The organism is Christiangramia sediminicola (assembly GCF_031344135.1).
GTDB classification, from domain to species: domain Bacteria; phylum Bacteroidota; class Bacteroidia; order Flavobacteriales; family Flavobacteriaceae; genus Christiangramia; species Christiangramia sediminicola.
Window position 1 is genome coordinate 452264 of sequence record NZ_JAVJIU010000001.1, and the last position, 24091, is coordinate 476354.

Annotated in this window: 24 protein-coding genes; 13 read left to right on the forward strand and 11 right to left on the reverse strand. The window is 38.6% G+C overall.

Going from position 1 to position 24091, the window contains the following annotated elements; all coding sequences use genetic code 11:
• Positions 1-80: 80 nt before the first annotated feature.
• The 6 genes from RE431_RS02105 (at position 81) to clpX (ending at position 6790) form a co-directional block, all read left to right on the forward strand.
• Positions 81-1331 carry an OmpP1/FadL family transporter gene (locus tag RE431_RS02105; RefSeq protein WP_309560303.1) on the forward strand — a complete coding sequence of 417 codons (1251 nt, stop codon included), beginning with the start codon at positions 81-83 and terminating at the stop codon, positions 1329-1331.
• Between the two features lie 7 nt (positions 1332-1338).
• On the forward strand, positions 1339-2889 hold the full coding sequence (locus RE431_RS02110) for a G-D-S-L family lipolytic protein (protein ID WP_309560304.1): 1551 nt from the start codon (positions 1339-1341) through the stop codon (positions 2887-2889).
• Positions 2890-2974: 85 nt separating this feature from the next.
• On the forward strand, positions 2975-3316 hold the full coding sequence (locus RE431_RS02115) for a phage holin family protein (RefSeq protein ID WP_309560305.1): 342 nt from the start codon (positions 2975-2977) through the stop codon (positions 3314-3316).
• An 85-nt stretch (positions 3317-3401) separates the two neighbouring features.
• Complete coding sequence (tig, locus tag RE431_RS02120) at positions 3402-4724, forward strand: trigger factor (RefSeq protein WP_309560306.1); 1323 nt, start codon at positions 3402-3404, stop codon at positions 4722-4724.
• A gap of 108 nt (positions 4725-4832) precedes the next feature.
• Positions 4833-5510, forward strand: a complete 678-nt coding sequence (clpP, locus tag RE431_RS02125; RefSeq protein ID WP_309560307.1) for an ATP-dependent Clp endopeptidase proteolytic subunit ClpP — start codon at positions 4833-4835, stop codon at positions 5508-5510.
• Between the two features lie 47 nt (positions 5511-5557).
• Positions 5558-6790 (forward strand): ATP-dependent Clp protease ATP-binding subunit ClpX, encoded by a 1233-nt coding sequence (gene clpX, locus RE431_RS02130; protein WP_309560308.1) that lies wholly within the window; start codon positions 5558-5560, stop codon positions 6788-6790.
• Between the two features lie 70 nt (positions 6791-6860).
• On the opposite strand, the gene RE431_RS02135 is transcribed toward clpX, so the two are convergent.
• From RE431_RS02135 to RE431_RS02160, 6 genes are read right to left on the reverse strand one after another with little or no spacing between them, the layout of a single operon-like run.
• Positions 6861-7433 carry a pentapeptide repeat-containing protein gene (locus RE431_RS02135; RefSeq protein WP_309560309.1) on the reverse strand — a complete coding sequence of 191 codons (573 nt, stop codon included), beginning with the start codon at positions 7431-7433 and terminating at the stop codon, positions 6861-6863.
• Between the two features lie 37 nt (positions 7434-7470).
• Positions 7471-8310 (reverse strand): TPM domain-containing protein, encoded by an 840-nt coding sequence (locus tag RE431_RS02140; protein ID WP_309560626.1) that lies wholly within the window; start codon positions 8308-8310, stop codon positions 7471-7473.
• Positions 8270-8713 carry a TPM domain-containing protein gene (locus tag RE431_RS02145; protein ID WP_309560310.1) on the reverse strand — a complete coding sequence of 148 codons (444 nt, stop codon included), beginning with the start codon at positions 8711-8713 and terminating at the stop codon, positions 8270-8272. The genes RE431_RS02140 and RE431_RS02145 overlap by 41 nt, the downstream gene beginning before the upstream one ends.
• Before the next feature lie 4 nt (positions 8714-8717).
• Positions 8718-9314, reverse strand: coding sequence for a LemA family protein (locus RE431_RS02150; protein ID WP_309560311.1), 597 nt, complete (start codon positions 9312-9314; stop codon positions 8718-8720).
• A gap of 1 nt (position 9315) precedes the next feature.
• On the reverse strand, positions 9316-9645 hold the full coding sequence (locus RE431_RS02155) for a MerR family transcriptional regulator (RefSeq protein WP_309560312.1): 330 nt from the start codon (positions 9643-9645) through the stop codon (positions 9316-9318).
• A complete protein-coding gene (locus RE431_RS02160) occupies positions 9645-10622 on the reverse strand; it encodes a M23 family metallopeptidase (RefSeq protein WP_309560313.1) in 978 nt (325 codons plus the stop codon). The genes RE431_RS02155 and RE431_RS02160 overlap by 1 nt, the downstream gene beginning before the upstream one ends.
• A gap of 131 nt (positions 10623-10753) precedes the next feature.
• On the opposite strand from RE431_RS02160, the gene alaS reads away from it, so the two are divergent.
• The 3 genes from alaS to RE431_RS02175 all read left to right on the forward strand — a co-directional run bounded on the left by alaS (position 10754) and on the right by RE431_RS02175 (position 15299).
• Positions 10754-13369 carry an alanine--tRNA ligase gene (alaS, locus tag RE431_RS02165; protein ID WP_309560314.1) on the forward strand — a complete coding sequence of 872 codons (2616 nt, stop codon included), beginning with the start codon at positions 10754-10756 and terminating at the stop codon, positions 13367-13369.
• A gap of 45 nt (positions 13370-13414) precedes the next feature.
• Complete coding sequence (locus RE431_RS02170) at positions 13415-14365, forward strand: GSCFA domain-containing protein (RefSeq protein WP_309560315.1); 951 nt, start codon at positions 13415-13417, stop codon at positions 14363-14365.
• Between the two features lie 319 nt (positions 14366-14684).
• On the forward strand, positions 14685-15299 hold the full coding sequence (locus tag RE431_RS02175) for a DUF4230 domain-containing protein (protein ID WP_309560316.1): 615 nt from the start codon (positions 14685-14687) through the stop codon (positions 15297-15299).
• Here the strand turns inward: RE431_RS02175 and RE431_RS02180 are convergent.
• The 4 genes from RE431_RS02180 to RE431_RS02195 all read right to left on the reverse strand — a co-directional run bounded on the left by RE431_RS02180 (position 15296) and on the right by RE431_RS02195 (position 19904).
• The gene (locus RE431_RS02180) at positions 15296-17053 is read right to left on the reverse strand and encodes an aromatic amino acid hydroxylase (protein WP_309560317.1); all 1758 of its coding nucleotides are present in this window, start codon (positions 17051-17053) and stop codon (positions 15296-15298) included. The two genes, RE431_RS02175 and RE431_RS02180, sit on opposite strands and share 4 nt — an antisense overlap.
• A gap of 117 nt (positions 17054-17170) precedes the next feature.
• Positions 17171-17713, reverse strand: coding sequence for a DUF4136 domain-containing protein (locus RE431_RS02185; protein ID WP_309560318.1), 543 nt, complete (start codon positions 17711-17713; stop codon positions 17171-17173).
• 25 nt (positions 17714-17738) lie between these two features.
• Positions 17739-19727 carry a urocanate hydratase gene (locus RE431_RS02190; protein ID WP_309560319.1) on the reverse strand — a complete coding sequence of 663 codons (1989 nt, stop codon included), beginning with the start codon at positions 19725-19727 and terminating at the stop codon, positions 17739-17741.
• A gap of 6 nt (positions 19728-19733) precedes the next feature.
• Complete coding sequence (locus RE431_RS02195; protein WP_309560320.1) at positions 19734-19904, reverse strand: C1orf53 family protein; 171 nt, start codon at positions 19902-19904, stop codon at positions 19734-19736.
• A gap of 32 nt (positions 19905-19936) precedes the next feature.
• On the opposite strand from RE431_RS02195, the gene RE431_RS02200 reads away from it, so the two are divergent.
• The 4 genes from RE431_RS02200 (at position 19937) to hemL (ending at position 23425) form a co-directional block, all read left to right on the forward strand.
• Positions 19937-20263, forward strand: coding sequence for a hypothetical protein (locus RE431_RS02200; RefSeq protein WP_309560321.1), 327 nt, complete (start codon positions 19937-19939; stop codon positions 20261-20263).
• A gap of 113 nt (positions 20264-20376) precedes the next feature.
• Positions 20377-21306 (forward strand): 1-aminocyclopropane-1-carboxylate deaminase/D-cysteine desulfhydrase, encoded by a 930-nt coding sequence (locus RE431_RS02205; protein ID WP_309560322.1) that lies wholly within the window; start codon positions 20377-20379, stop codon positions 21304-21306.
• 1 nt (position 21307) lies between these two features.
• Positions 21308-22120 (forward strand): glucosaminidase domain-containing protein, encoded by an 813-nt coding sequence (locus RE431_RS02210; RefSeq protein ID WP_309560323.1) that lies wholly within the window; start codon positions 21308-21310, stop codon positions 22118-22120.
• Between the two features lie 15 nt (positions 22121-22135).
• Positions 22136-23425: a glutamate-1-semialdehyde 2,1-aminomutase gene (hemL, locus tag RE431_RS02215; RefSeq protein ID WP_309560324.1), complete on the forward strand. Its 1290-nt coding sequence runs from the start codon at positions 22136-22138 to the stop codon at positions 23423-23425.
• Positions 23426-23480: 55 nt separating this feature from the next.
• Here hemL and RE431_RS02220 read toward each other — a convergent pair whose 3' ends face one another.
• Entirely contained in the window at positions 23481-24077 is a 597-nt protein-coding gene (locus tag RE431_RS02220; protein ID WP_309560325.1) for a sugar O-acetyltransferase, read from the reverse strand.
• Positions 24078-24091: the final 14 nt, after the last annotated feature.

A 24091-nucleotide genomic window follows, 5' to 3' on the forward strand; every position in this document is an offset into this window, starting at 1 on the left:
CAAAATATTGCATAATATGTATTTTATGCTATTTTTGGACGAGCTTTTTAAGACATATTAAATATAATCCTAATTAAATTATGAAAAGACTATTTTTACTTGGCCTGTTTGTTATGGCTACGGCAGTGAACTATGCCGGTGGTTACAGGGTAAGTCTACAAGGTCAGCGTGGACTTGCTATGGGACACACTGGAGTTGCTGTGGTGAACAATGCAGAATTGGCCTTCTTTAACCCTGCTGGTTTGGTTTTTCTTGAAGACAAGATCAATGCTGCTGTTGGTGTGAGTGCTGTATTCTCTGATGTAGTATGGCAAAATGAAGAGTACGGGCAAATGGCCAGAACCGATAGCCCGGTAGGAACCCCTTTCTACGCTTATTTCTCGTATAAATTAAGTGAAAAATTTAGTGTTGGTCTGGCGGCTTACACTCCTTACGGAAGTTCAGTTGAATGGGAAAAAGATTGGGCAGGTTCTCATCTTGTAAATGATATTGAGCTGGCTGCTATTTATGTGCAGGCGTTAGCTTCTTATAAAATTACTGATAACCTAGCTGTTGGTGGTGGACCTATCTATGTTAGCGGTTCAGTTAACTTCAATAGAAACCTGAATAGAACACTTACCGATCTTGAAGGGAATCGTACGAATGTTACCGTTGACGCTTCTGGTGTAAGTGCCTTTGGATGGTCTGCTGGTGCTATGTGGAGCCCTATTGATAGTCTGAATATTGGTGTGAATTACCGTTCAGAAATCATCGTGAAGGCTGAAGATGGAGATGCAGATTTTCAGAATGTGCCAAATTCACCTCTAACTGCGTTCCCTGATACAACTTTTGATGCGGAATTACCGCTACCTGCTGAGTTGACCATTGGTGCATCGTACCAGTTAAACGATAAGTGGTTATTTGCTTTTGATTATAACAGAACCTTTTGGGGTGTTTATGAATCACTGGATGTAGATTTTGCTGCTCCGGGAACTCCAGATTCGTTTAATCCAAGGGAATATGAAGATTCTTCAATCTATAGATTCGGTCTTCAGTATACTGCTAACGATATGTTTACTTTGAGAGCTGGTTATTACTTTGATGAATCACCAGTACAATCAGGATACTTTGCTCCTGAAACTCCTAGAAACGATTCAAACAACTTTACCGGAGGACTTTCAGTAAATATTACTGATAGTGTTGCAATCGATGTTTCTTTCCTTTACAGTAAATTCAAAGAGATCGATGAATCTTATGATTACTATCAGGAAAACGGACAAAATGTTCCTTTTGAGGGAACTTACAAGTCTAGCGCATTTGTGCCAGGTTTAGGTGTAACTATTAAAATATAATTTGACGATGAAAAACTATTTTAAGTATATAGCTATTCTGGCCCTTGGAGTTGTTTCCTGTGAGCCTGAATTAGACAATCCAATTGAAGACGGAAACGTTTATAGTAATGGAGAGGCAGATTTTTCTAACTATGTAGCTTTAGGAAACTCTTTAACAGCCGGATACGCTGATGGATCTCTTTACATTACAGGTCAGGAAAATTCATATCCTAACATTCTGGCGAGCAAGTTTGCTCTAACTCAGGAAACTATGGATTTTACTCAGCCATTAGTAAATGATAATGTTGGTGGTCTTCTTTTAGGAGGAAACCAGATTGCTGAACCAAGATTTGTATTGGCAGGTGAATCTCTTGCTACTGCACGTCCAGCTAGATATAACGGAACTCCTACTACAGAAGTTTCTAATAAACTTAGCGGTCCTTTTGGAAACATGGGCGTTCCAGGTGCCAAGTCTTATCATCTTCTTGCTCCTGGATACGGTAGCGTAGCTGGTGTGGCAACAGGTGCTGCAAACCCTTATTTCGCTAGATTCGCTTCTTCTGAAACTACTACAGTTCTTGCAGATGCGATTGCTCAGAATCCAACTTTCTTTACATTATGGATTGGAAACAATGATGTATTAAGCTATGCTACTTCAGGTGGTGTTGGTGTATACCAGGAAAATGTGACTGATTTTACTCAATATGGTCCTAATGATATTACAGATGCAAACGCCTTCGCTTTTGTATATAATTCATTGGTTTCTCAATTAGCAGGTGAAAGTGGACTTGGAGCTGAAGGAGTATTGATCAATATTCCTAATGTTACAGATATACCATTTTTTAATGTTGTTCCAGTAAATCCAATTCCATTAGATGCTGCGACAGCTGGAGCGCTTAACGCTCAATTTGGAGCTTACAACACGCAAATTCTTCCAGGTCTTGTTCAGGCTGGATTGTTAACTGAAGCTGAAGCTAACAGTAGAAAGATCACTTTCGCTGAAAGCTCTCAGAACTTTGTAACTTTAGTTGATGAAGATCTTACAGATATTTCTGGTGTTCTTCAACAACCGCCATTTAGTCTTGATGCTCAAACTGCAGGATTACTTGGTCAGTTGAGACAGGCTACTCCATCAGATCTTATTCCGTTGACTTCTGCTTCATTCATAGGAACGACCGTGAATAATAATCCTATGTTAGTAAATGGTGTTTCTGTGCCTCTTAGTGATCAACACGTGCTAACTGCTTCAGAGCAGGCATTGGTTGCTCAGGTAACTGCCCAGTATAATGGAGCTATCGCTTCTATCGCTCAGAACTATTCTTTAGGTCTGGTAGATGCTAATTCTTTACTTGCAACTATCGGTGCAGACGGAGGAACACTTTATGACGGTGTGCCAGTTTCATCTGCTTTTGTTACAGGTGGAGCTTTTTCTCTAGATGGTGTTCATTTAACTCCTAGAGGTTATGCTGTTATTGCTAATGAAATCGTTAACGAGATTAATGCTACTTACAGTGCAGATGTGCCTGGTGTAGATGTTGGAAGTTATGGTACAGTTACTATAAACAACAACGTTCAGTAGTATTAAAATTGATATAAATTTTAAAAAGGTCGGGATATTCCCGACCTTTTTTTTGCAACTTTACCAATAACCAACAAATAAAATTATGAATTTCATATTAAGATTATTGCTTACCGCACTGGCAGTTGTTATACTGGCAAAGTTGCTTCCTGGAGTAAGTGTAGATAGTTATTTAACCGCCATCATAGTAGCTTTAGTACTGGCATTACTCAATTTTATAGTTAAGCCGATACTGGTGCTATTAACCCTTCCGGTAACCATTCTTAGCTTAGGATTATTCTTACTGGTGATTAATGCCGTTATTATTTTCCTGGCAGACGGATTTGTAGGAGGATTTGACGTAGATGGATGGCTTATCGCTATAATATTTAGTTTGTTACTGTCTCTTATCCAATCAATACTTTTCTCAATTCTTAAAACAGATTAGATTTAACTGAATTTCAACATTTTGAAAGTTTGCAGACTTTAATAAAAAACGTAATTTTGCACTCCAATTTTTATAACAGATCAAAATGAATATTACCAGAGAGAATATTGATGAATTAAATGCGGTAGTTAAAGTTGATATCGCTAAAGAAGATTATGCCGGTAAAGTAGATAAGATTTTAAAGGATTACCGTAAGAATGCCAATATTCCCGGTTTTAGAAAAGGTCATGTACCTATGGGGATGGTTAAGAAACAATATGGTCAGGCTGTATTGGTAGATGAGGTAAATAAATTACTTCAGGAAAGTCTTAACAAATACCTTACAGAAGAGAAACTAGACGTTCTTGGGAACCCGCTTCCAAAAGATCAGGAAAATTTTGACTGGGAAAGTGATAACTATAGCTTCGAATTTGAACTTGGAATCGCTCCTGAATTTGATGTAGACCTTGATCTTAAGAAGCCGGTTACAAAATATAACATCGTTGCAGACGAGAAGATGGTGAACGATCAGATCACCAGCATCCAGAAGCAATATGGAAAACTAAAGACAAAAGAAGAGGTTGCTGAAGGAGATACAGTTGCAGGTACTTTCAAGAATGAAGAAGAAGGTATCGAGAATGAAACTACTATCGAGCTTGAAAACATCAAAGGGAAACGTAACCTTAATAAATTTGTAGGTTCTAAAGTGGGTGATACCATCACTCTTAAGACAAAGAATTTATTTGAAGATGATCACGCGCTAATCAATCATTTAAGCATTGAGCATGATAAGGCTCACGATCTTGATATCGAGGTAGAATTCACTATTTCTGAAGTTAACGAAAGAGAACTTGCAGATCTTGATCAGGAATTATTCGACAAATTATTCGGAAAGGATAAAGTTAAGTCGGTTACTGAACTTAAAGAAAAGATCAAGGAAGACGCAGCGAAGCAATTTGAGCAGCAGAGTGATCAGCAATTGATGAACGATATTACTGAAGCTCTTATTGAAGCGACTAATTTTGAATTGCCAAAAGAATTTCTTCAGAAGTGGATCCAGACGGTTGGTGAAAAACCAATGACTGAAGAGGAAGCTAAAGAAGAATACGAAAAGAGCGAAAAAGGACTTCGTTACCAGTTGATCGAAGGAAAAGTTGTAAATGATAATAATCTGAATGTAGACTTTAACGACCTTAAAGAATTCACTTCAGAAAAAATTAAACAACAAATGGCTCAGTTTGGACAGATGGATCCTTCTCAAAAAGAGCTTGATGATATCTCTGCAAGAATTTTGTCAAACCAGGAAGAAGTGAAGAGACTTTCAGAGCAATTGATGAATGAGAAGCTTCTTGCGTTCTATAAAGAGAACATGAAATTTGATGAAAAAGAGGTTACTTACGAAGAATTTGTGAAAGCTATTTATAAGTAAGCCTTTTTACGATATATTACCTATCTTTAAGGCGTTAACTCAACCGGGGTAACGCCTTTTTTTGTTTATTCCGGGATACTAATTACAAAAGAAAAGGATAAAAAATTGATGGACTACGGAAAGGAATTTCGAAAATATGCTGTCTCAGATCATAACATAAACAGCAATTATTACGATAAGATTGTTAGTAGTATGTTGCCTCAAGGCATGACTCCTAATATTATAGAAGAACGCCAGATGAATGCCGTGGCAATGGATGTTTTCTCAAGATTGATGATGGACAGGATCATATTCCTGGGTACCGGAATCAATGAGCAGGTAGCTAACATAGTGCAGGCACAGTTGTTATTTTTAGAAAGTACAGATGCTTCTAAAGATATTCAGATATATATCAACTCACCAGGAGGAAGTGTTTATGCTGGTTTAGGGATCTATGATACCATGCAGTTCATAAAGCCAGATGTTGCAACGATCTGTACAGGAATGGCGGCTTCTATGGGAGCAGTACTTCTATGTGCAGGTGAGGCAGGAAAACGTAGTGGTCTTCCTCACTGTCGTGTGATGATTCACCAGCCAATGGGTGGTGCACAGGGACAGGCAAGTGACATCGAGATCACAGCAAGAGAAATAGTGACTTTAAAAGAGGAATTATATAATATCATTGCCAAGCATTCAGGGCAAACTTACGAGAAAGTTCATGAGGACAGTGATCGTGATTACTGGATGAAAGCTGAAAAGGCTAAAGAGTATGGTATGATAGATGAAATTTTAAAAAGAGAAGGATAAATTGTAAATTACTTTTGAAGAAGGTAATTACCCCGAAAATTTAAATGATGGCGAAAGAAGATCTAGAATGTTCCTTTTGTGGTAGAAAAAAGCCCGAAACAAATCTGCTTATTGCTGGTTTGGATGCTCATATTTGTGATCGCTGTATAGAACAGGCTCACGGAATTGTAGTTGAAGAATCCAAGCAGGGAGAAGCGAGAGAGCTTTCTTCAGACCTGATGTTAAGCAAACCGAAAACGATCAAATCGTTTTTAGATGAATACATCATCGGTCAGGAAGAGACAAAAAAGGTAATGTCGGTTGCTGTTTATAACCACTATAAAAGATTATTACAACCAGCAAGTGAAGATGACGTAGAGATCCAGAAAAGTAATATTGTAATGGTAGGGGAGACCGGAACAGGTAAAACCCTTATGGCAAGAACAATTGCGAAGATGCTTAATGTGCCTTTAGCAATCGTTGATGCTACAGTACTTACTGAAGCTGGTTACGTTGGTGAAGATGTAGAAGGAATTCTAACCAGACTTCTTCAGGCTGCCGACTATAATACTGAAAAAGCGCAACGCGGAATCGTATTTATCGATGAGATAGATAAGATAGCCCGTAAAAGTGATAACCCGTCAATTACTCGTGATGTTTCAGGAGAAGGTGTTCAGCAGGCATTGTTGAAACTTCTTGAAGGAACTACTGTAAATGTTCCGCCAAAAGGTGGGCGTAAGCATCCTGATCAGAAATTTATAGAAGTAGATACTGAAAATATCCTGTTTATCGCAGGTGGTGCTTTTGATGGAATCGAAAGGATCATCAGTAAGCGATTAAACATGCAGGCTGTTGGATTTAGTGCTTCAAAAAGTGAAGATGCCATAGAGCGCACTAATCTTCTTAAATACATCATTCCGAAAGATCTTAAAGAATTTGGATTGATACCAGAGATCATTGGTCGTTTACCGGCTCTTACGTTTATGAATCCGCTGGATAGAAAAACATTACGAGCTATTCTAACCGAGCCTAAGAACGCGATCGTTAAGCAGTATAAGAAGTTATTCGAAATGGATGATATCGAGTTTGAAATCACCGATGATGCCTTAGATTATATTGTAGATAAAGCGGTAGAGTATAAGTTAGGTGCTCGAGGACTACGTTCTCTTTGTGAAGCGATACTTACAGATGCAATGTTCGAGCTTCCTGAAAGTGATGAAGATCAATTCACCGTTACCAGAGAGTACGCAAATGATAAATTGAACAAGTCTACAATGAGTAAACTGAAAGCAGTTTCTTAAAAGATTTGACTATGTAATAGAAAAAAAGCCACCATTTCAGGTGGCTTTTTTTATGTTTTTAAGCGAGATTCTAGTCGATGATTATTTTATACTTGTCAAGTAAGCCAGTAACCTCTGGCATTGAGAATTTCGCGCCGGTAATTTTATTCAATTCAGGATCAATAATATAATTCGTCGCTTTTCTGAAATCTGCATTCTCCAGATTCGTATTGTCAAAAATAGCTTCGGAAAGGTCACATTCAAAAAATTTAGCTTTCGAAATTAAAGCGCTGGAAAAATCGACATTTTCAAGTGTGCTTTTACAGAAGTTGGTTCCGGGCATCTTTAGCTGGAAAAAGCTTGAATGATTTAAAACGCATTCGATTGCATTAATAGAAAACCCAAAACTTTCACAGATGTCAAATCTTAAACCAATCATTTTACAATTGAAAAACTCACAACCCTGAAAAGCAGTCTGAACTATTTTTGCGTTACTAAGATCACAATCCTTGAATTCGCAATCGGTAAATTTCGAACCATTTAATTTAACTTCTGAAAAGCTGCAATTTATAAAGCTGCAGGCTTCGTAGTCTGCAATGTTGAAGTTGCCAGAATTGAAGTGTATATTTTCAAATTGTTCTTCCTCGAAGAATTGATCGTTCATTTGGAAGTTTTAAAGATTTGATAGGATAATTTAGATATTACCAGCTTCCACCAGCACCGCCACCGCCAAAGCCTCCGCCACCGAAACCTCCTCCAAAGCCTCCACCGCCGCCAAAGCCGCCACCGGAACTACCTCCAAAACCTCCGCCTCCGCCAAAACTGCCTCGGCCAAGTGAGCTTAGAATAATGGCATCCCAAAGAACGCTTCTACCGGTTCTCCTTCCACCATTTCTTCCGCCACCTCTTTTATTGAACATAGAGATAATGATCATGATGAAAATAAAAAATACTACAATGGCTTTAAGTGGAATTCCGCCTCCAGAACCACTTTTCCTGCCCGGGGCGCCTTTAAAGGTTCCATTTAGAACCTGGAAAATTGCAGTAGTCCCTTTATTTAGTCCGGCGTAAATATTTCCATTTCTGAATTCTGGAAGAATAATTAGCTCAATGATCTCCTTAGATTTCGCGTCAGTTAGATAAGCTTCGAGTCCGTAACCAGTAGTCATCCAGATCTTTCGCTCATTTTCGGCGATGAGAACTAAAAGGCCATTGTCTTTCTCACTCTGGCCAATTCCCCACTCATGAGCCCAGTGAGCGGCATAGGTTCCCTCATATTCTCCCTGTAAGGATTCTATGGTGACAATAACAATCTGGGTGGATGTAGTATCTGCGTAATTGATAAGCTTTTGTTCCAGTCTTTTTTCTTCAGATGATGAAAGCATATCGGCCTCATCATAAACGCTGGTTTGTTCTAAAGGTTTAGGAGGGATATCACGTTGTGCAATCGCGGTGAATCCAATAAAAAGAATGAATAAAAGTATATATTGTTTGATAAGCTTAAGCTTTAGAGATTTGATCAGATAATTCGTTCGTGTCATTTTCATCCCACGGGAAGTGTTTTTGTAACTGTTCTCCCGCTTTGATGATTCCTTCTACAAGGCCGTCTTTAAAACGACCTTTTTTAAAATGTGAAACAATTAGGTCTTTTGTGCTTTCCCAGAAATCATCAGCGACTACATCATTGATTCCTTTGTCTCCGTAAATCACAAAATTTCTGTCCTCAACGGCAACATAGATCAATACGCCATTATCCTGTTTAGTATTATCCATTTTAAGCATATGGAATACCTCCATGGCACGTTCAAAAATATCCAGTTCTCCAGTGCTTGGCTCCAGGTGAACTCGAATCTCTCCACTAGTAGTTCTTTCAGCCTGTCTTATGGCATCAACAATTTCCTCTTCTTCAGATTTGCTTAGAAAATCTTCGCTTTGTTTGCTCATTATTTTAAAAGTCGAATTCTACGTCTGGTGCATTTTCAGCTCCGGCATCTGCTTGGAAGCGCTCCATTCTTTCAAAACCGAACATTCCAGCGAACAGATTATTCGGGAATACCCTGATGTAAGTATTGTAATCTGTCACTGCCTCGTTAAAACGGTCACGAGCAACATTTATCCTGTTTTCAGTTCCTTCTAGTTGCGATTGTAACTGAAGGAAATTCTGGTTTGCTTTGAGGTCAGGGTACTTTTCAACAGTAACTAATAACCTCGATAATGCTGAAGTTACTCCTTGTTGTGCCTGCTGGAATTGCTCGATCTGTGCTGCGCTTAAATTCTCGGCATCAACATTTACTGAAGTTGCTTTTGCCCTAGCTTCGATCACCTCTTTTAATGTTCCTCTTTCAAAATCTGCGGCACCTTCCACAGTTTTTACAAGGTTACCAATAAGGTCGTTTCTTCGTTGATAAGAACTTTCAACATTAGACCAGGCAAGCTTGGCATTTTCTTCTTTCGCTACGGCATTGTTATTAAATCCAGCTGTGAATCTCCAGATCACAACCACTCCGATAACGATTATTATTAATGGGATTAGCCACTTTTTCATATTACAATTGGTTTTTCAGGTTAACTAGTTCTGCTTTTACACTTTCCAGTTTTCGAATGATTTCAAAATTGGTAAGTGTTTTCTGTTTTTCTTCTTTAAGATGAGTTTTCGCTCCTTCAAGGGTGAAACCTCTTTCTTTTACAAGGTGATATATTAATTCCAGGTTTTTAATATCATCTGGAGTAAATTTTCTATTTCCTTTGGCGTTCTTCTTAGGTTTGATCACATCAAACTCCTTCTCCCAGAATCTAATGAGGGAAGTGTTCACTTTAAAAGCTTCGGCAACTTCGCCAATGCTGTAATAACGCTTTTCAGGAAGATCTATGTGCATTAATCGAGCGATTGATTTTCTCTCTGGGCTTTTTCAAGTACTTCTCCAAATTCTTCCGGAGAAAGGTTTCCGTAGTAGAAGTTAATAGGATTAATCCTGTCATCGTCTTTGAAGATCTCATAATGAAGATGTGGAGCTTCAGATCGCCCTGTGCTTCCTACAAAACCTATCACATCACCTCTTTTCACTCTTTGCCCTCTTCGAACATTGTACTTGTACAGGTGACCATATAGACTTGTGTAGCCATAGCCGTGATCTATCCTAATATGATTTCCATATCCGGTAGACCTGCTATCGGCTCTAACCACCCTTCCGTCACCAGTAGCATATACCGGAGTTCCACGTGGAGCAGTAAAGTCCATACCATAATGGAATTTTCTAACCTTCGTGAAAGGGTCTGTTCGCCATCCATATCCGGAAGCAATTCTACTCAGGTCTTCATTGTTAACGGGCTGAATGGCCGGAATCGCTTCAAGTAATTCACCTTTTTCTTTGGCAAGACCGGCGATCTCGTCTAATGATTTTGATTGGACAACCAGCCTTTTAGTTAGAACGTCTATTCTTTTAGTTGTTTCCTTGATCAACTTACTGTTGTCAAATCCCTCAAGATCCTTATATCTATTTATCCCTCCAAATCCAGCTCTTCGCTGTTCTTCAGGAATTGGGTTTGCTTCGAAATATAGCCTGTAAATGTTATTGTCTCGATCCTCAATATTTGCCATAACGTCCTGGATCTGGTCCATCTTTTTATTCAGAAGACCATATTGAAGTTTCATGTTCTGTAATTCACGCTTAAGCGCTTTTTCCTTAGGAGTTTCTATCTGAGGAATGTTCAAATAGATAATTAAAAGAATAAAACCGGCTAGAAATGAACCGGTAACACTAAGCAGGGCAATACCTAAACGCCTGCCTTTTTTTTGCTCGATCTTTTTGTAAGAAAGGGTCTCGCTATCGTAATAATATTTAACCTTCGACATGAGTTAAATTTATGCTATTTTTGCGTCCAGAAACGGCTAAATTACCGTGTAAATTTATACGGTAAACGAACAAATATATGAATTGTTTTGCCGTCTTCATAATTTAATGAATTTTGCAAGAAAATAACTGAATGAAGTCACAGGATATCCGAAAACAGTTTCTAGAGTTTTTTAAATCGAAATCTCATAGCATTGTGCCATCTGCACCTATGGTCTTAAAAGATGACCCTACGTTGATGTTTACCAATGCCGGGATGGTTCAGTTCAAAGAGTTTTTCCTTGGAAATTCTGTTCCGAAAAACAACAGGGTGACCGATACTCAAAAATGTTTGCGTGTAAGCGGTAAGCATAATGATCTGGAAGAAGTAGGGCATGATACTTATCACCATACCATGTTCGAAATGCTCGGTAACTGGAGTTTTGGAGATTATTTTAAGAAAGAAGCTATTAGCTGGGCCTGGGAATTACTTACTGAAGTGTATAAGATAAATCCTGAAAACTTATACGTATCAGTTTTTGAAGGTAGCAATGATAAGGATAATCTTGGTCTGGATAAAGATGCATTGAAATTGTGGAAGAAGATCGTTCCTGAAGAAAGGATCATCTACGGAAATAAGAAAGATAACTTTTGGGAAATGGGTGACCAGGGACCATGTGGACCTTGTTCTGAGATCCATATAGATATTCGTTCAGAAGAAGAAAAAGCTGAAATTCCTGGTCGTGACCTGGTGAATATGGATCATCCTCAGGTAGTTGAGATCTGGAACCTTGTATTCATGCAGTATAATCGAAAGGCTAACGGAGACCTTGAAGAATTACCTGCTAAGCATATAGATACAGGGATGGGCTTTGAACGCCTTTGTATGGTTCTTCAAAACAAGCAGTCTAATTACGATACCGATGTTTTTACGCCTTTGCTTAAAGAAATAGAAAGCATTACTGGAGTAAAATATGGTGCTTCAGATGATACTAATATCGCTATGCGTGTGATCGCCGATCACGTTAGGGCTGTAGCATTTTCAATAGCTGATGGGCAGTTACCAAGTAATACTGGTGCTGGTTACGTGATCAGAAGGATTTTAAGAAGGGCGATCAGGTATGGATTTACATTTCTGAATACTAAAGAGCCATTTATATATAAACTGGTAGCTATTCTTAGTGACCAGATGGGAATTTCATTTCCTGAACTCAGATCTCAAAAAAGTTTGATCGAAAATGTGATTCGTGAAGAAGAAGCGTCTTTCCTTCGAACCCTGGACCAGGGATTGGTGTTGCTTGAAAATCTAATGAAAGATTCTGCAGATAAGACCATTTCCGGCGAAAAAGCATTTGAGCTTTATGATACTTTTGGTTTTCCAATAGACCTTACTGCGCTTATTCTAAGAGAAAATGGATATGATCTGGATGAAAAAGGTTTTGAAGCCGAACTGAAAAAGCAGAAAGATCGTTCACGTGAAGCAACTCAGGTTAGCGCCGGAGATTGGGTGGAGTTGAATTCTGTAAATGAAGAGTCATTTGTAGGATATGATGAGCTTGAAGCTGAGGTGAAGATCGCGAAATACCGAAAAGTAGAATCTAAGAAAAAAGGTGAAATGTTTCAGGTAGTTCTGGATAAGACTCCATTTTATCCTGAAGGCGGTGGCCAGGTAGGAGATAAGGGAGTGATCTTATCTTCAGACGGCGAAGCAATAGAAGTTGTGGATACTAAAAAAGAGAACAACCAGATCATTCATTTCACCAAAAAACTACCAAAGAATACTGAAGCAGACTTTAAAGCATTAGTAAATAGTTCTGAAAGATCAAATACAGCATCAAACCATACGGCAACGCACTTATTGCACCAGGCACTTAGAAGTGTTCTTGGAAATCACGTGGAGCAAAAAGGTTCTATGGTGCAAAGCGGTTACCTAAGATTCGATTTCTCTCATTTTAGTAAGGTGAGTTCTGAAGAATTACAAAAGGTGGAGAAGTTTGTAAATGCCCGAATTCGTGAAAGTCTTAAACTAGAAGAACAGAGAGGTATTTCATACAATGAAGCTCTGGAACAAGGAGCAATTGCGTTATTTGGCGAAAAATATGGTGATTCTGTTCGAGCGATTAGGTTTGGAGATTCTATGGAATTATGTGGTGGAACCCACGTAAAGAATACCTCAGATATTTGGTATTTTAAGATTACAGGGGAATCTGCGGTTGCATCTGGAATCAGACGAATTGAGGCGATTACAGGTGAAGCAGCTATTAATTATTTTGAGAAGCAGACGAATATTCTTGAAGAGATTAAAAGCGGACTGAAAAATGCGAATGATCCGGTGAAAGCTATTAGTAACCTTCAGGATGAAAATATAAGTCTGAAAAGACAGGTTGAAATTCTATTAAAAGACAAGGCTAAGAATTTAAAGTCAGAACTCAAGGAAGAAGTGAAGTCTCTTAATGGAGTAAACTTCCTTTCTAGAAAAGTAGATCTTGATGCTGCGGGTATTAAAGATTTGGCGTTTCAATTGGGAGAAGAGATCGATGACCTATTTATTTTATTCGGAACAGAACAGGATGGAAAAGCTTTACTTTCTTGTTATATTTCTAAGAGTTTGACTGAGGAGCGTGATCTTAACGCCGGCCAGATAGTTCGTGAACTTGGTAAATATATCCAGGGAGGTGGCGGAGGTCAGCCATTTTTTGCTACGGCCGGAGGGAAGAACCCGGTCGGGTTGAATGAAGCACTTCAAAAGGCAGAAAGCTTTATAAAATAACCTGAAAAATCCCGGAAATTCACCGGGATTTTTTAATTTAAGGATATGGATTTTAGAACCAAAATTCCGGTTGAAGAAGGTGCTCCAAAGATGGAGCATGCATCCGGTGTATTTTTAATTGGGTCTTGTTTTGTAGAAAATATCGGGAAGAAACTGGATTGGTTCAAGTTTAAGAATTATCAGAATCCTACAGGAATAATCTTTCATCCATCTCCAATTAGACGGTTCTTCCAGAGAATGTCTAATAATGAAGCATTTCAGAAGAAGAATCTCATTGAATTTAATGATGGTTGGCAATCACTGGAGGCACACTCAGACATGCGTCGCAATTCAGAATCTGAATGTCTGGATGCTTTAAATTCGGCCTTAATGGAAAGTAGGGAATTCCTAAAAAATACAAGTCATATAATAATCAGCTTTGGAACTGCCTGGGGTTATGTGTATGAGAGCAGCGATAAGATCGCTGCAAATTGCCATAAGATCCCGCAAAAAAAATTCAGGAAGGAAATTTCATCTGTACAGGAGATCGTCAATGATCTTGAAGTTATAAGTCATTCGGTTGCTCAAATAAATAAAAATGCCAAAATCATATTTACAGTTTCCCCGGTTAGACATCTAAAGGATGGATTTCAGGAGAATCAAAGGAGTAAGTCGCATTTGATCGCGGCAATTCATCAATTTCTGGAAAGAAGTAAGGAGTCTTCTTATTTTCCTTCTTACGAGATTCTAATGGATGAACTTCGAGATTATAGATTTTATTCAGAAGATATGATTCATCCAAATGATCTGGCCATCGATTATATATGGTCCATTTTTTCTGAAAAATGGATCTCTGAAAAGTCCTTGAAATTAAATGAAGAAATAGATAAGATACAAAGAGCTTTATCGCATCGTCCACGGGAAGAAAATTCGCCTACTCATAGGAAATTTCTTACGAATCTACAAACGAAAATCGAGGAAATCCATAAAAAGCACCCTGAAATTACCTTTTCTTAGCCCTTGTCGTTACTGAGATTGTTAAAATTTTAAAATTAATGCAACACATTTTTAATGTGTTATATCAAAATATTCGTATTTTTACCATGCAGATCTAAAATAATTTACGTCTATTATTATTCTTGTAGACCACGAATAATCAGATAATTATAGAAGATTTGTTTTCTAAAATTTGTTGGGGTAGATTTTAGAATATACTAAAGGGCGGGTGGGGCCGTCCTTTAGTTTTTGTGATAAGACTATTTTAACTTTCTTTTCAGTATTAAAAATCCTCATCTTCTCAGTTTTTTTCTACTTTCCTTATTCTAAACGAAAATTTATGAAGAATATTCTCTTGGCCATTTTAATGGTTGCAGTGGTCATTTTAGGATTTATGTATTGGGATCAAAAGAATGATGAAAAGGAAAGTTTAGATGCTAATACCGCACTTATTCAGGAGCAAATTAGAAATGTTGGAAAGCTTGTAGTTACTGAAGGTACGTTTTCCCAGGTATTTACTTACAAAAACTCTAAAAGCTTCTATTTTGATGTTCTTTCCGCTAGAAAGAAAGCGCTGATTGTGGTGAATGCTGAAGTAAGCGTTGCTTACGATCTAAGTAAACTGGATATTGAAGTAGATGAAGAAGCTAAGAGAGTGATCATAAAAGGAATTCCGGAGGAAGAGATCAATATTAATCCCAATATCAAGTATTATGATGTTACCCAAGATTATCTAAATCAGTTTGAAGCAGAAGACTATAATAAAATTAAAACGCGAATAGAGAAGGGGTTAAAAGAGAAAATAGAGAAATCCAGTCTTAAGACCAATGCCAAGAACAGATTGGTTAGTGAATTACAAAAGATTTATATTCTAACGAATAGTATGGGCTGGACCCTGGAATATGAGAACCAGCCCATTGAAAGTTCTGAAAGCCTGGAAAATATCAGGCTTTAAGGTGTCACCATTTTAGATTCGGTCATTTCGATTCCGTCATCAATTAAATGAACAACTTCAGGTCTGTCTTTTTTAATCTCCAGCAATCGGTTTTTCACCTCTTCCGCCAGTTTCTGATCATTCTCCGTGGCCAGTTCATAGATCTCAACAGAAAGCAACCAGTCTTTAGGATGATGTTTTTTTACAATATCAAAAGCTGCGTTAAGGGAGAATTTAGTGTTCTCACCATTCCTGATATTTCTAACCGATTTGTAAAGTGACTCAAGCTCTTCACGTTCGGGAGTTTTCTTGCTTTTTATTGTGGTTGTTGAAGGCGTATGCGTGATAAGATCGAAGGATTCGTGATCTGCAGGCCCGGCAAAAGCTGATATGATCTCTTTTCCTACTGCCATATCGTATCTACCCCATTCAGGTTGAAATAAGATTTCATCATTATGCGTCACCGTACAGTTTCTGAAACTTATGATAATGATCTTGCCCTGGAGATTCCTTGTTCCGGTGATAATTTCTCCTTCCACTTTTACTCCGCCTTCAAATTCAAGGCTAACCTTTTCGCCTTCATAAATGGCATAAGCCCTCAGATCACGCGGACTCATATCTTCAATTGCAAGATTGATTCCTTTCAAAGTTCCAATAGGTGACCCAAAACCTTCAGGATGGGTTGAAATACCATGTCCTACCAGTTCTTTTTCTCTATATGAAAGTGCCGTTTTACCTTTGGTTTGAATATAGATTGGTTTTCCTTCATGTTCGATTACATTTGAGAAATTCCCTGAAACCTGAATTCCTGTGCTGAATTCTACCGTTCCCAAATTTTTTGAATCTATCAATTTTTGAATTCCTTCCAGGCCACCTCTTCTTAAAGCCATTTTATTAGCGAATTCTTCTAGGACAAGACTTAGATGGGCAAAGTCTGGAGTTACAAAAAGCTGAGGTTGAGGTTTGGTAATATCAAACTCTTTCTTGGCCGCTTCAATCGTATATGGAAATTTCTTCACCGCATCGGTCATGCAGGATTTGCTTTCACCAATTGAGGAAAGTAACCCCGCACCGTAAATCTTTGGCTCTTCGGGAGTGCCAATCAATCCGTATTCCACGGTCCACCAGTGCAAATTTCTTATTTGAGCCATTTCACTCGGCTTTACATCAGCATTTTGAAGATCATCAACACGCTTTTCAACAGCTTCGATTTTTTCTTTAGGAGTATCTTCTGCCTCTTTCAAAATTGAAAGCTCGCGGATAGCTTCATATACTTCATAATCATGTGAGCTAGAGATCGCTTTACAGCCAATTTCCCCAAAACGTCTCAAGTATTCTGCATATTCAGGATTGGCGATGATAGGAGCATGCCCAGCGCCTTCGTGAATAATATCTGGGGCAGGGGTATATTCAATATGTTCCAATTGCCTAATATCACTGGCTATAACCAGGACATTATAGGCCTGAAACTCCATAAATGCAGCTGGTGGAATGAATCCATCTACAGCCACTGCAGCCCAGCCAATCTCCTCGAGAATCCTGTTCATTCCATACATATTTGGAATGCTGTCTATAGAAATTCCGGTCTTTTTCAAACCTTCTAAATAAGAATCATGAGCTACTTTGCTTAAGTAGTCTACATTCTTCCTCATTACATATCGCCAAACAGCCTGGTTTATAGGGCTGTAATCATCATAGTTCTGAGGTTTTATATATTGCTGAAGATGTGCAGGAAGCCTATCTAGTATTTCGTTGGATTGTATATTATCTAACATGATTAGTTTAAACTAAAACGTTTGCGTTAAAAGTACAAAATTTGAAAGAGAAAGGGAAGAATATCGCTTAACGACTGTGCATAAAAAAACCCCTAAGAAGGGGTTCTAATTGAATTTCTATTTATCCATTCCCGGTGGATATTTTTCCATGATCTTGGCAACGATCTCATTTATACGTTCCTGTTTTTTATTTACTTCACGAGCCAGGGCTGCAGTTCCCATTCCCTGCCAAACCAATTCTTTTCCTTCAGAATCTATGAGGTCTATGTACAATGTTCCTTCGCTGGTTCTGTTCACAGTATTAAAACCGCTACCCCAGTACCAAGGGTTCCATCCCCATCCATAACCCCAATAAGGATTCATATTATTGTATATGTTTATATTTTCATTGGTTTTTGTGAAAATGCTGATTAAAAGATCTGGATCTTCAGACTTTGAAAAGCCTTTTTTCTCCATTTCAGTTTCAATTGCTCTCAGGATTCTTTTTTTATCCAGATCAGAGATATCTGCTTTATCTATGCCGGGTTTAAAGAAAGCATAGGTCCCATAATTAGTAAAGTCGGCCTCATGATCGTAATCTGATGCTACTCTTACACTACTACAGGAAGATAAAAGCACTGCAAACAGCAGAATAATAGGAGTAAATCTTAGAAATTTCATAGGTTAGATTTTAATTTATATAAATTTAATCCAGAAGTTTCGGATCTACGAGGTTGGGAATTGTAACTTTAAGTTGCGGATTCATATCCATCGCACGCTTTGCGGCAAATATTGCTTCTTCATTCCTGGCCCAGGATCTGCGAGCGATTCCGTTATTCACATCCCAGAATAACATAGATTTTAAACGATCTTCTGATGCCTTATCACCTTCAATAATCATGCCGAATCCCCCGTTGATAACCTCTCCCCAGCCGACTCCGCCGCCATTATGTATACTAACCCAGGTAGCTCCGCGGAAACTATCACCGATAACATTCTGTATGGCCATGTCTGCGGTATAGCGGGATCCGTCGTAAATATTAGAGGTTTCGCGATATGGAGAATCGGTTCCTGAAACGTCATGATGGTCACGACCGAGTATAACGTGGCCAATTTCTCCTTTGCCGATCGCATCATTAAAAGCTTTAGCGATCGCAATTCTACCTTCAGCATCTGCATAAAGAATTCTAGCTTTGGAACCAACCACCAGTTTATTTTCCTGAGCGCCTTTGATCCACTGTATATTATCCTGCATCTGTTGCTGAATTTCAGCAGGAGAATTCTCTTTTAATTTATTTAAAACTTCTGTGGCGATCTCATCTGTCTTTTGAAGGTCTTCATCCTTTCCTGAAGCACAAACCCATCTGAAAGGTCCAAATCCAAAATCAAAACACATTGGACCCATAATGTCCTGTACATAACTTGGATATCGGAATCCCTTTCCATCTTCTTTCATGATATCTGCTCCGGCTCTGGAAGCTTCCAGCAAAAATGCATTTCCGTAGTCAAAGAAATAAGTTCCTTTTTCTGTATGCTTATTTATGGCGGTAGCCTGTCGCCTTAAACTTTCCTTTACTTTTTCTTTGAATTCTTCAGGATCTGAAGACATCATTTCATTAGCTTTCTCGAAACTCAATTCAACCGGATAATATCCTCCAGCCCAAGGATTGTGTAGTGAGGTCTGATCACTTCCAAGGTCAATATAAATATCATTTTCAGCAAAATATTCCCAGATCTCCACAACATTTCCCTGAAACGCGATGGAAACCACTTCTTTTTCAGCTTTAGCTTTTTTAACTCGTTCTGCCAGCTTTTCCACATCATCTATAACTTCATCTACCCAACCCTGCTTATGTCTGGTTTGAGTAGCTTTTGGGTTTACTTCCGCACAAATAGTGATGCATCCGGCGATATTTCCAGCTTTTGGTTGAGCTCCACTCATTCCGCCAAGTCCTGAAGTCACAAATAATTTTCCTTCAAGGCCTTCACCATCTTTAGAGATTTTTCTTCCCGCATTTAAAACGGTAATGGTAGTTCCGTGTACAATTCCCTGCGGACCTATATACATATAACTTCCCGCGGTCATTTGTCCATATTGTGTAACTCCAAGCGCATTGAATTTTTCCCAGTCATCAGGTTGAGAATAATTTGGGATCATCATTCCATTGGTTACAACCACTCGAGGTGCGTTTGGGTGTGAAGGGAATAATCCTATAGGATGCCCGGAATACATCACGAGAGTCTGGTCATCGTCCATCTCTGCCAGATATTTCATCGTAAGCCTGTATTGTGCCCAGTTCTGAAAAACAGCTCCATTCCCTCCATAAGTGATCAACTCTTCAGGATGTTGTGCAACTTCAGGATCCAGGTTATTCTGGATCATCAGCATAATTCCTTTCGCCTGCACACTTTTTCCAGGATATTCGTCTATAGGCCTTGCGTAGAAATCATAATCTGGCTTAAAACGGTACATATAGATCCTTCCATATTTCTCCAGCTCTTCTTTGAATTCCGGAAGTAAAGTTTCATGATGCTTTTTGTCAAAATATCTTAAGGCATTTTCCAGGGCAAGCTTCTTCTCGTCTTTATCAAGAATGTCCTTGCGTTTTGGAGCGTGATTCAGCGACTCATCATAAGCCTTCGCTGCCGGTAATTCATCTGGTATTCCTTCAAGTATCTGATCCTTAAAATTCATTCTGTATTATTCTTGAGAGTTGGTTTTTTTGTTATATCCGTAGGGGCAATGCCGGCATCCGCTTTCACAGCAATAACCTCGTTTCAGGTGATATTGTTCAGTAAAACAGCGGTAGCCTTCAGGAGTAAGGTAGTAGTCTCCGTCCTCTATCGGGATTCTTTTTTTCTGAAAATTCATGAGGCTAAAATACAATTTCTTATCTTGAAAGCATGATTTTGATCGTCAACAAAAGGTTGCTTTCGGGTAGGTTTAAGGGTATAAGTTTGTGGCCCTTTGTCATACTGGAAAGTAAGCAGCTGAAGAAAGATGATTATTTCCTTAATCATGAAAAAATACATTTAAGGCAACAACTCGAACTTCTGGTCATTTTCTTTTATGTGTGGTATGCGATAGAATTCTTTGTTCGCTATATAGATTGCCGCGACGGAATGCTGGCCTACAGAAATATAAGTTTTGAACGCGAGGCTTATAGAAGAGAAGCAGATCTTAAATATTTGAAGAAAAGATCATTCTGGGCTTTTCTGAAATTTATGTAATTTTTCGTCAAGCTGAACTTGATTCAGCTTCTATTAGATCCTGAATCAAGTTAAGGAAAACGATTTCTTCGAGATTTTATTCATTCTGAAATTCAATAGGTATTTTTGCATTTATGCAGGACTTATTTGAAAATGCAATTTCTCAAAATACCCCGAATCAATTTGTAGCCGAATTCGATAAAGGTATTCAGCTTTATATTAAAAGGGAAGATTTACTGCATCCTGAAGTTTCAGGAAATAAATTCCGCAAATTAAAATACAACCTGCTGCAAGCGAAAGAGCTTGGAAAAAGACAGATTCTGACTTTTGGCGGTGCCCATTCCAACCATATTTCGGCTACTGCAGCTGCTGGAAAAATATTGGGTTTTGAAATGATTGCTGTTGTAAGAGGGGAAGAGCTAACAGATTCTGAAGAGAAATGGAGTCCTACACTTAAATATGCCAGTTCCTGCGGAATAAAATTTGATTTTATCAGTCGCGAAGAATACAGAAAAAAGGATTCGGAAGACTATTTAGAAAACCTGAAACTGAAATACCCGGAGGCATATATAATTCCGGAAGGTGGAACCAACGATCTGGCGATCAAAGGTTGTGAGGAAATATTATCGAAACAGGACGATGACTTTAACTATATCTGTTCTTCGGTTGGTACCGGCGGAACTTTATCCGGTTTGATCAATTCAGCAAATGGAAGTCAGAAAGTTCTAGGTTTTTCATCTCTAAAAACTGATTATCTGAAAGATGAAATTTCTAAATCGGTGAATTCAGATAATTGGGAAATAATACCGGATTATCATTTTGGAGGATATGCCAGGGTGAATGCAGATCTGATTAATTTTATGAATGATTTCAGCAAAAAATATAAAATCATATTGGATCCTGTCTATACAGGAAAATTAGTTTTTGGTATTTTTGACCTTGTTAAACAGGGATATTTTCCTGAAAATTCTAAGATACTTGCAATCCATACCGGCGGACTGCAGGGAATAGAAGGAATGAACCGGTTGTTAAAGAAAAAAGATCTGCCTCAAATCGAGTATTAATATGAAAATCACAAGCCTTTTAGCTCTTTTAATGATCATTATTTTTGCTGCTTCTTGCGGAAGTAAAAAGAAAGTGGTGACCAGGAAGAAAGATGATGTTGAAATGGACAACCGGGGAGAAGAGAACCGTGAAACTCCGGCAGAAGTAGTTGATGATGTTAAAGAGAAATTACCTCCCAAAACCTATCACTACAGGATAGAGGATTACATTAGAGATTACGCACCGATCGCCCAGGAAGAAATGAAATTATATAAGATTCCGGCAAGTATTACGCTGGCACAGGGAATTTTGGAATCTGGTGCTGGAAATGGTGAATTGACCAGACGGGCCAATAACCACTTCGGAATTAAGTGCCATGACTGGAATGGTGAAAAAGTTTATCATGACGACGATCGTCGTGGAGAATGTTTCAGAAAATATAAACACGCCAAATATTCTTATCGCGATCATTCCTTATTTCTCTCCAGAAGAGGAAGGTATTCAGAGCTTTTCGAGCTTGATCCCGATGATTACAAAGGCTGGGCAAAAGGTTTAAGAAAAGCAGGTTATGCTACAGATCGCCGATACCCCGACAAACTTATTGATCTTATAGAGCGATACGAACTTTATAAGTTCGATTCAGGATCTGCAAGAATTGCCGCGCCACGATATGTGGAAAAAACACCAGAAAGTAATGAAACTCATGTGGTGCAAAAGGGAGATACTTTGTATTCAATTTCCAAAAAGTATAACACTTCCGTAGACGAAATAAAAAAAATGAACGGCCTTAATGGAAATACGATTTCTATCGGCCAGGTTCTAAGTGTAAAATAGAGAAGACAAGATTTTATGATTTATAAAAGAAGTAGTCAGTTATTCGCAGAAGCGCAAAAGGTGATCCCTGGCGGGGTGAATTCCCCGGTGAGAGCTTTTAAAGCTGTAGGTGGAGAGCCAATTTTTGTAGAAAAAGCTGAAGGTGCTTATTTGTATGATGAAGACGGAAATAAATTAATCGATTATATCAATTCCTGGGGTCCGCTTATTTTAGGACATGCTCATAAACCTGTTATTGATGCGGTTGTTGAAAAAGCCAGAAAAGGAACTTCTTTTGGAACTCCTACGGAAATTGAAACGAAGATCGCGGAACTTGCTGTTAAAATGGTTCCGAATATAGATAAGATAAGAATGGTGAATTCCGGAACTGAAGCCTGCATGAGTGCAGTTCGTCTGGCTCGAGGATTTACCGGGAAAGAAAAGATAATCAAGTTCGCTGGTTGCTACCACGGCCATAGTGATTCTTTCCTAATTCAAGCGGGAAGTGGAGCGGTGACTTTCGGAAGTCCTAATAGCCCGGGAGTTACTCAGGGAACTGCCAAAGACACACTACTGGCAAAATATAATGATCTTAAAAATGTAAAGGAGCTGGTTGAAGCTAATAAGGATGAGATCGCCTGTATTATTTTAGAGCCTGTTGCCGGAAATATGGGATGTATCCCACCTGCGGAAGGTTTCCTGGAAGGACTGAGAAAGATTTGTGATGAAACCGGAATTTTACTGGTTTTTGATGAGGTGATGACAGGTTTCAGACTTGCGGCCGGAGGAGTTCAGGAAAGAGCAGGAGTAAAGGCAGATATTGTTTGTTTCGGAAAAGTGATCGGCGGTGGATTGCCGGTTGGTGCTTTCGCAGCACGTAATGAAATTATGGATTACCTGGCGCCCGTAGGACCTGTTTACCAGGCTGGGACTTTAAGCGGAAATCCTTTGGCGATGGCTGCCGGATTAGCGATGCTGACAGAACTTGATTCTAAAAGAGAGATCTTTGAAAGCATTGAGAAAAAGACCAAATATCTTCACGAAGGAATGGAAAAAGTTCTGACGGAAAATAAAGTTGATTTCACAATAAATAGAGTTGGATCAATGATTTCTGTTCATTTTGGAAAAGAACCGGTAACCGATTTCGATTCGGCTGCAAAATCTGCAAATCTTGGCTTATTCAATAAATTTTTCCACGGAATGCTGGATAACGGAATTTACATAGCACCAAGTGCTTATGAAACCTGGTTTATCAGTGAAGCATTGAGCTATGAAGATCTGGACAAAACGATTGCGGCAGTCGCTAAGGTTTCAAAAGACTTATAGAATAAGATTTCAGAATACATAAAATCCGGGAAGCTAAGCTTTTCCGGATTTTTTTTTAAAATCTGCGTTTTTTAAAATAAAATGCCCTGTCTTCTTCAGTAATTTCTCTAATTACTTTACAGGGATTTCCGGCGGCGATCACGTTAGAAGGCAAATCTCTAGTGAGCACGCTTCCTGAACCAATTACCACGTTATCACCAATATTAATTCCGGGATTAACGACGGAATTTCCACCAATCCAGACGTTATTTCCAATGGTCACTGGTATAGCATATTCCCAGCCTTCATTTCTTTTTCCAGCGTCGATTGGATGTCCCGCTGTGAAAATGCTCACATTTGGAGCAAGCATCACATTATCTCCAATTTTCACCTCAGCACAATCCAGAATGATAAGATTATAATTGGAATAGAAATTTTCGCCCAATGAAATATTATAGCCGTAATCGCAGTGGAAAGGAGGCTCTATATAGAAATTATCTTTAGTTGAACCGAGGATATTTTTCATAAGTTCATTTCGCTTTTCAACCAATTCCGGTGAAGTTGAATTAATCTGAAAGCAAGTTTTTTGAGCAAGGATTCGTTCTTTGGATAATTCAGGATCTGAAGCGATATATGGCAGCTGCCCAAGCATTTTACCTTTTTCTGTCGCCATATTTTTAGAATTAG

What these genes read in the sequence shown, in the direction of transcription:
- clpX (WP_309560308.1), top strand. Translation starts at nt 5,558, where the DNA reads ATGGCGAAAGAAGATCTAGAATGTTCCTTTTGTGGTAGAAAAAAGCCC.
- RE431_RS02175 (WP_309560316.1), top strand. Translation starts at nt 14,685, where the DNA reads ATGAAGAATATTCTCTTGGCCATTTTAATGGTTGCAGTGGTCATTTTA.
- hemL (WP_309560324.1), top strand. Translation starts at nt 22,136, where the DNA reads ATGATTTATAAAAGAAGTAGTCAGTTATTCGCAGAAGCGCAAAAGGTG.
- RE431_RS02155 (WP_309560312.1), bottom strand. Translation starts at nt 9,645, where the DNA reads ATGCACATAGATCTTCCTGAAAAGCGTTATTACAGCATTGGCGAAGTT.
- RE431_RS02150 (WP_309560311.1), bottom strand. Translation starts at nt 9,314, where the DNA reads ATGAAAAAGTGGCTAATCCCATTAATAATAATCGTTATCGGAGTGGTT.
- RE431_RS02195 (WP_309560320.1), bottom strand. Translation starts at nt 19,904, where the DNA reads ATGAATTTTCAGAAAAAAAGAATCCCGATAGAGGACGGAGACTACTAC.
- RE431_RS02105 (WP_309560303.1), top strand. Translation starts at nt 81, where the DNA reads ATGAAAAGACTATTTTTACTTGGCCTGTTTGTTATGGCTACGGCAGTG.
- RE431_RS02160 (WP_309560313.1), bottom strand. Translation starts at nt 10,622, where the DNA reads ATGTCGAAGGTTAAATATTATTACGATAGCGAGACCCTTTCTTACAAA.
- RE431_RS02200 (WP_309560321.1), top strand. Translation starts at nt 19,937, where the DNA reads ATGATTTTGATCGTCAACAAAAGGTTGCTTTCGGGTAGGTTTAAGGGT.
- clpP (WP_309560307.1), top strand. Translation starts at nt 4,833, where the DNA reads ATGGACTACGGAAAGGAATTTCGAAAATATGCTGTCTCAGATCATAAC.
- alaS (WP_309560314.1), top strand. Translation starts at nt 10,754, where the DNA reads ATGAAGTCACAGGATATCCGAAAACAGTTTCTAGAGTTTTTTAAATCG.
- RE431_RS02205 (WP_309560322.1), top strand. Translation starts at nt 20,377, where the DNA reads ATGCAGGACTTATTTGAAAATGCAATTTCTCAAAATACCCCGAATCAA.
- RE431_RS02145 (WP_309560310.1), bottom strand. Translation starts at nt 8,713, where the DNA reads ATGAGCAAACAAAGCGAAGATTTTCTAAGCAAATCTGAAGAAGAGGAA.
- RE431_RS02140 (WP_309560626.1), bottom strand. Translation starts at nt 8,310, where the DNA reads ATGACACGAACGAATTATCTGATCAAATCTCTAAAGCTTAAGCTTATC.
- RE431_RS02220 (WP_309560325.1), bottom strand. Translation starts at nt 24,077, where the DNA reads ATGGCGACAGAAAAAGGTAAAATGCTTGGGCAGCTGCCATATATCGCT.
- RE431_RS02210 (WP_309560323.1), top strand. Translation starts at nt 21,308, where the DNA reads ATGAAAATCACAAGCCTTTTAGCTCTTTTAATGATCATTATTTTTGCT.
- RE431_RS02190 (WP_309560319.1), bottom strand. Translation starts at nt 19,727, where the DNA reads ATGAATTTTAAGGATCAGATACTTGAAGGAATACCAGATGAATTACCG.
- RE431_RS02135 (WP_309560309.1), bottom strand. Translation starts at nt 7,433, where the DNA reads ATGAACGATCAATTCTTCGAGGAAGAACAATTTGAAAATATACACTTC.
- RE431_RS02110 (WP_309560304.1), top strand. Translation starts at nt 1,339, where the DNA reads ATGAAAAACTATTTTAAGTATATAGCTATTCTGGCCCTTGGAGTTGTT.
- RE431_RS02170 (WP_309560315.1), top strand. Translation starts at nt 13,415, where the DNA reads ATGGATTTTAGAACCAAAATTCCGGTTGAAGAAGGTGCTCCAAAGATG.
- tig (WP_309560306.1), top strand. Translation starts at nt 3,402, where the DNA reads ATGAATATTACCAGAGAGAATATTGATGAATTAAATGCGGTAGTTAAA.
- RE431_RS02185 (WP_309560318.1), bottom strand. Translation starts at nt 17,713, where the DNA reads ATGAAATTTCTAAGATTTACTCCTATTATTCTGCTGTTTGCAGTGCTT.
- RE431_RS02180 (WP_309560317.1), bottom strand. Translation starts at nt 17,053, where the DNA reads ATGTTAGATAATATACAATCCAACGAAATACTAGATAGGCTTCCTGCA.
- RE431_RS02115 (WP_309560305.1), top strand. Translation starts at nt 2,975, where the DNA reads ATGAATTTCATATTAAGATTATTGCTTACCGCACTGGCAGTTGTTATA.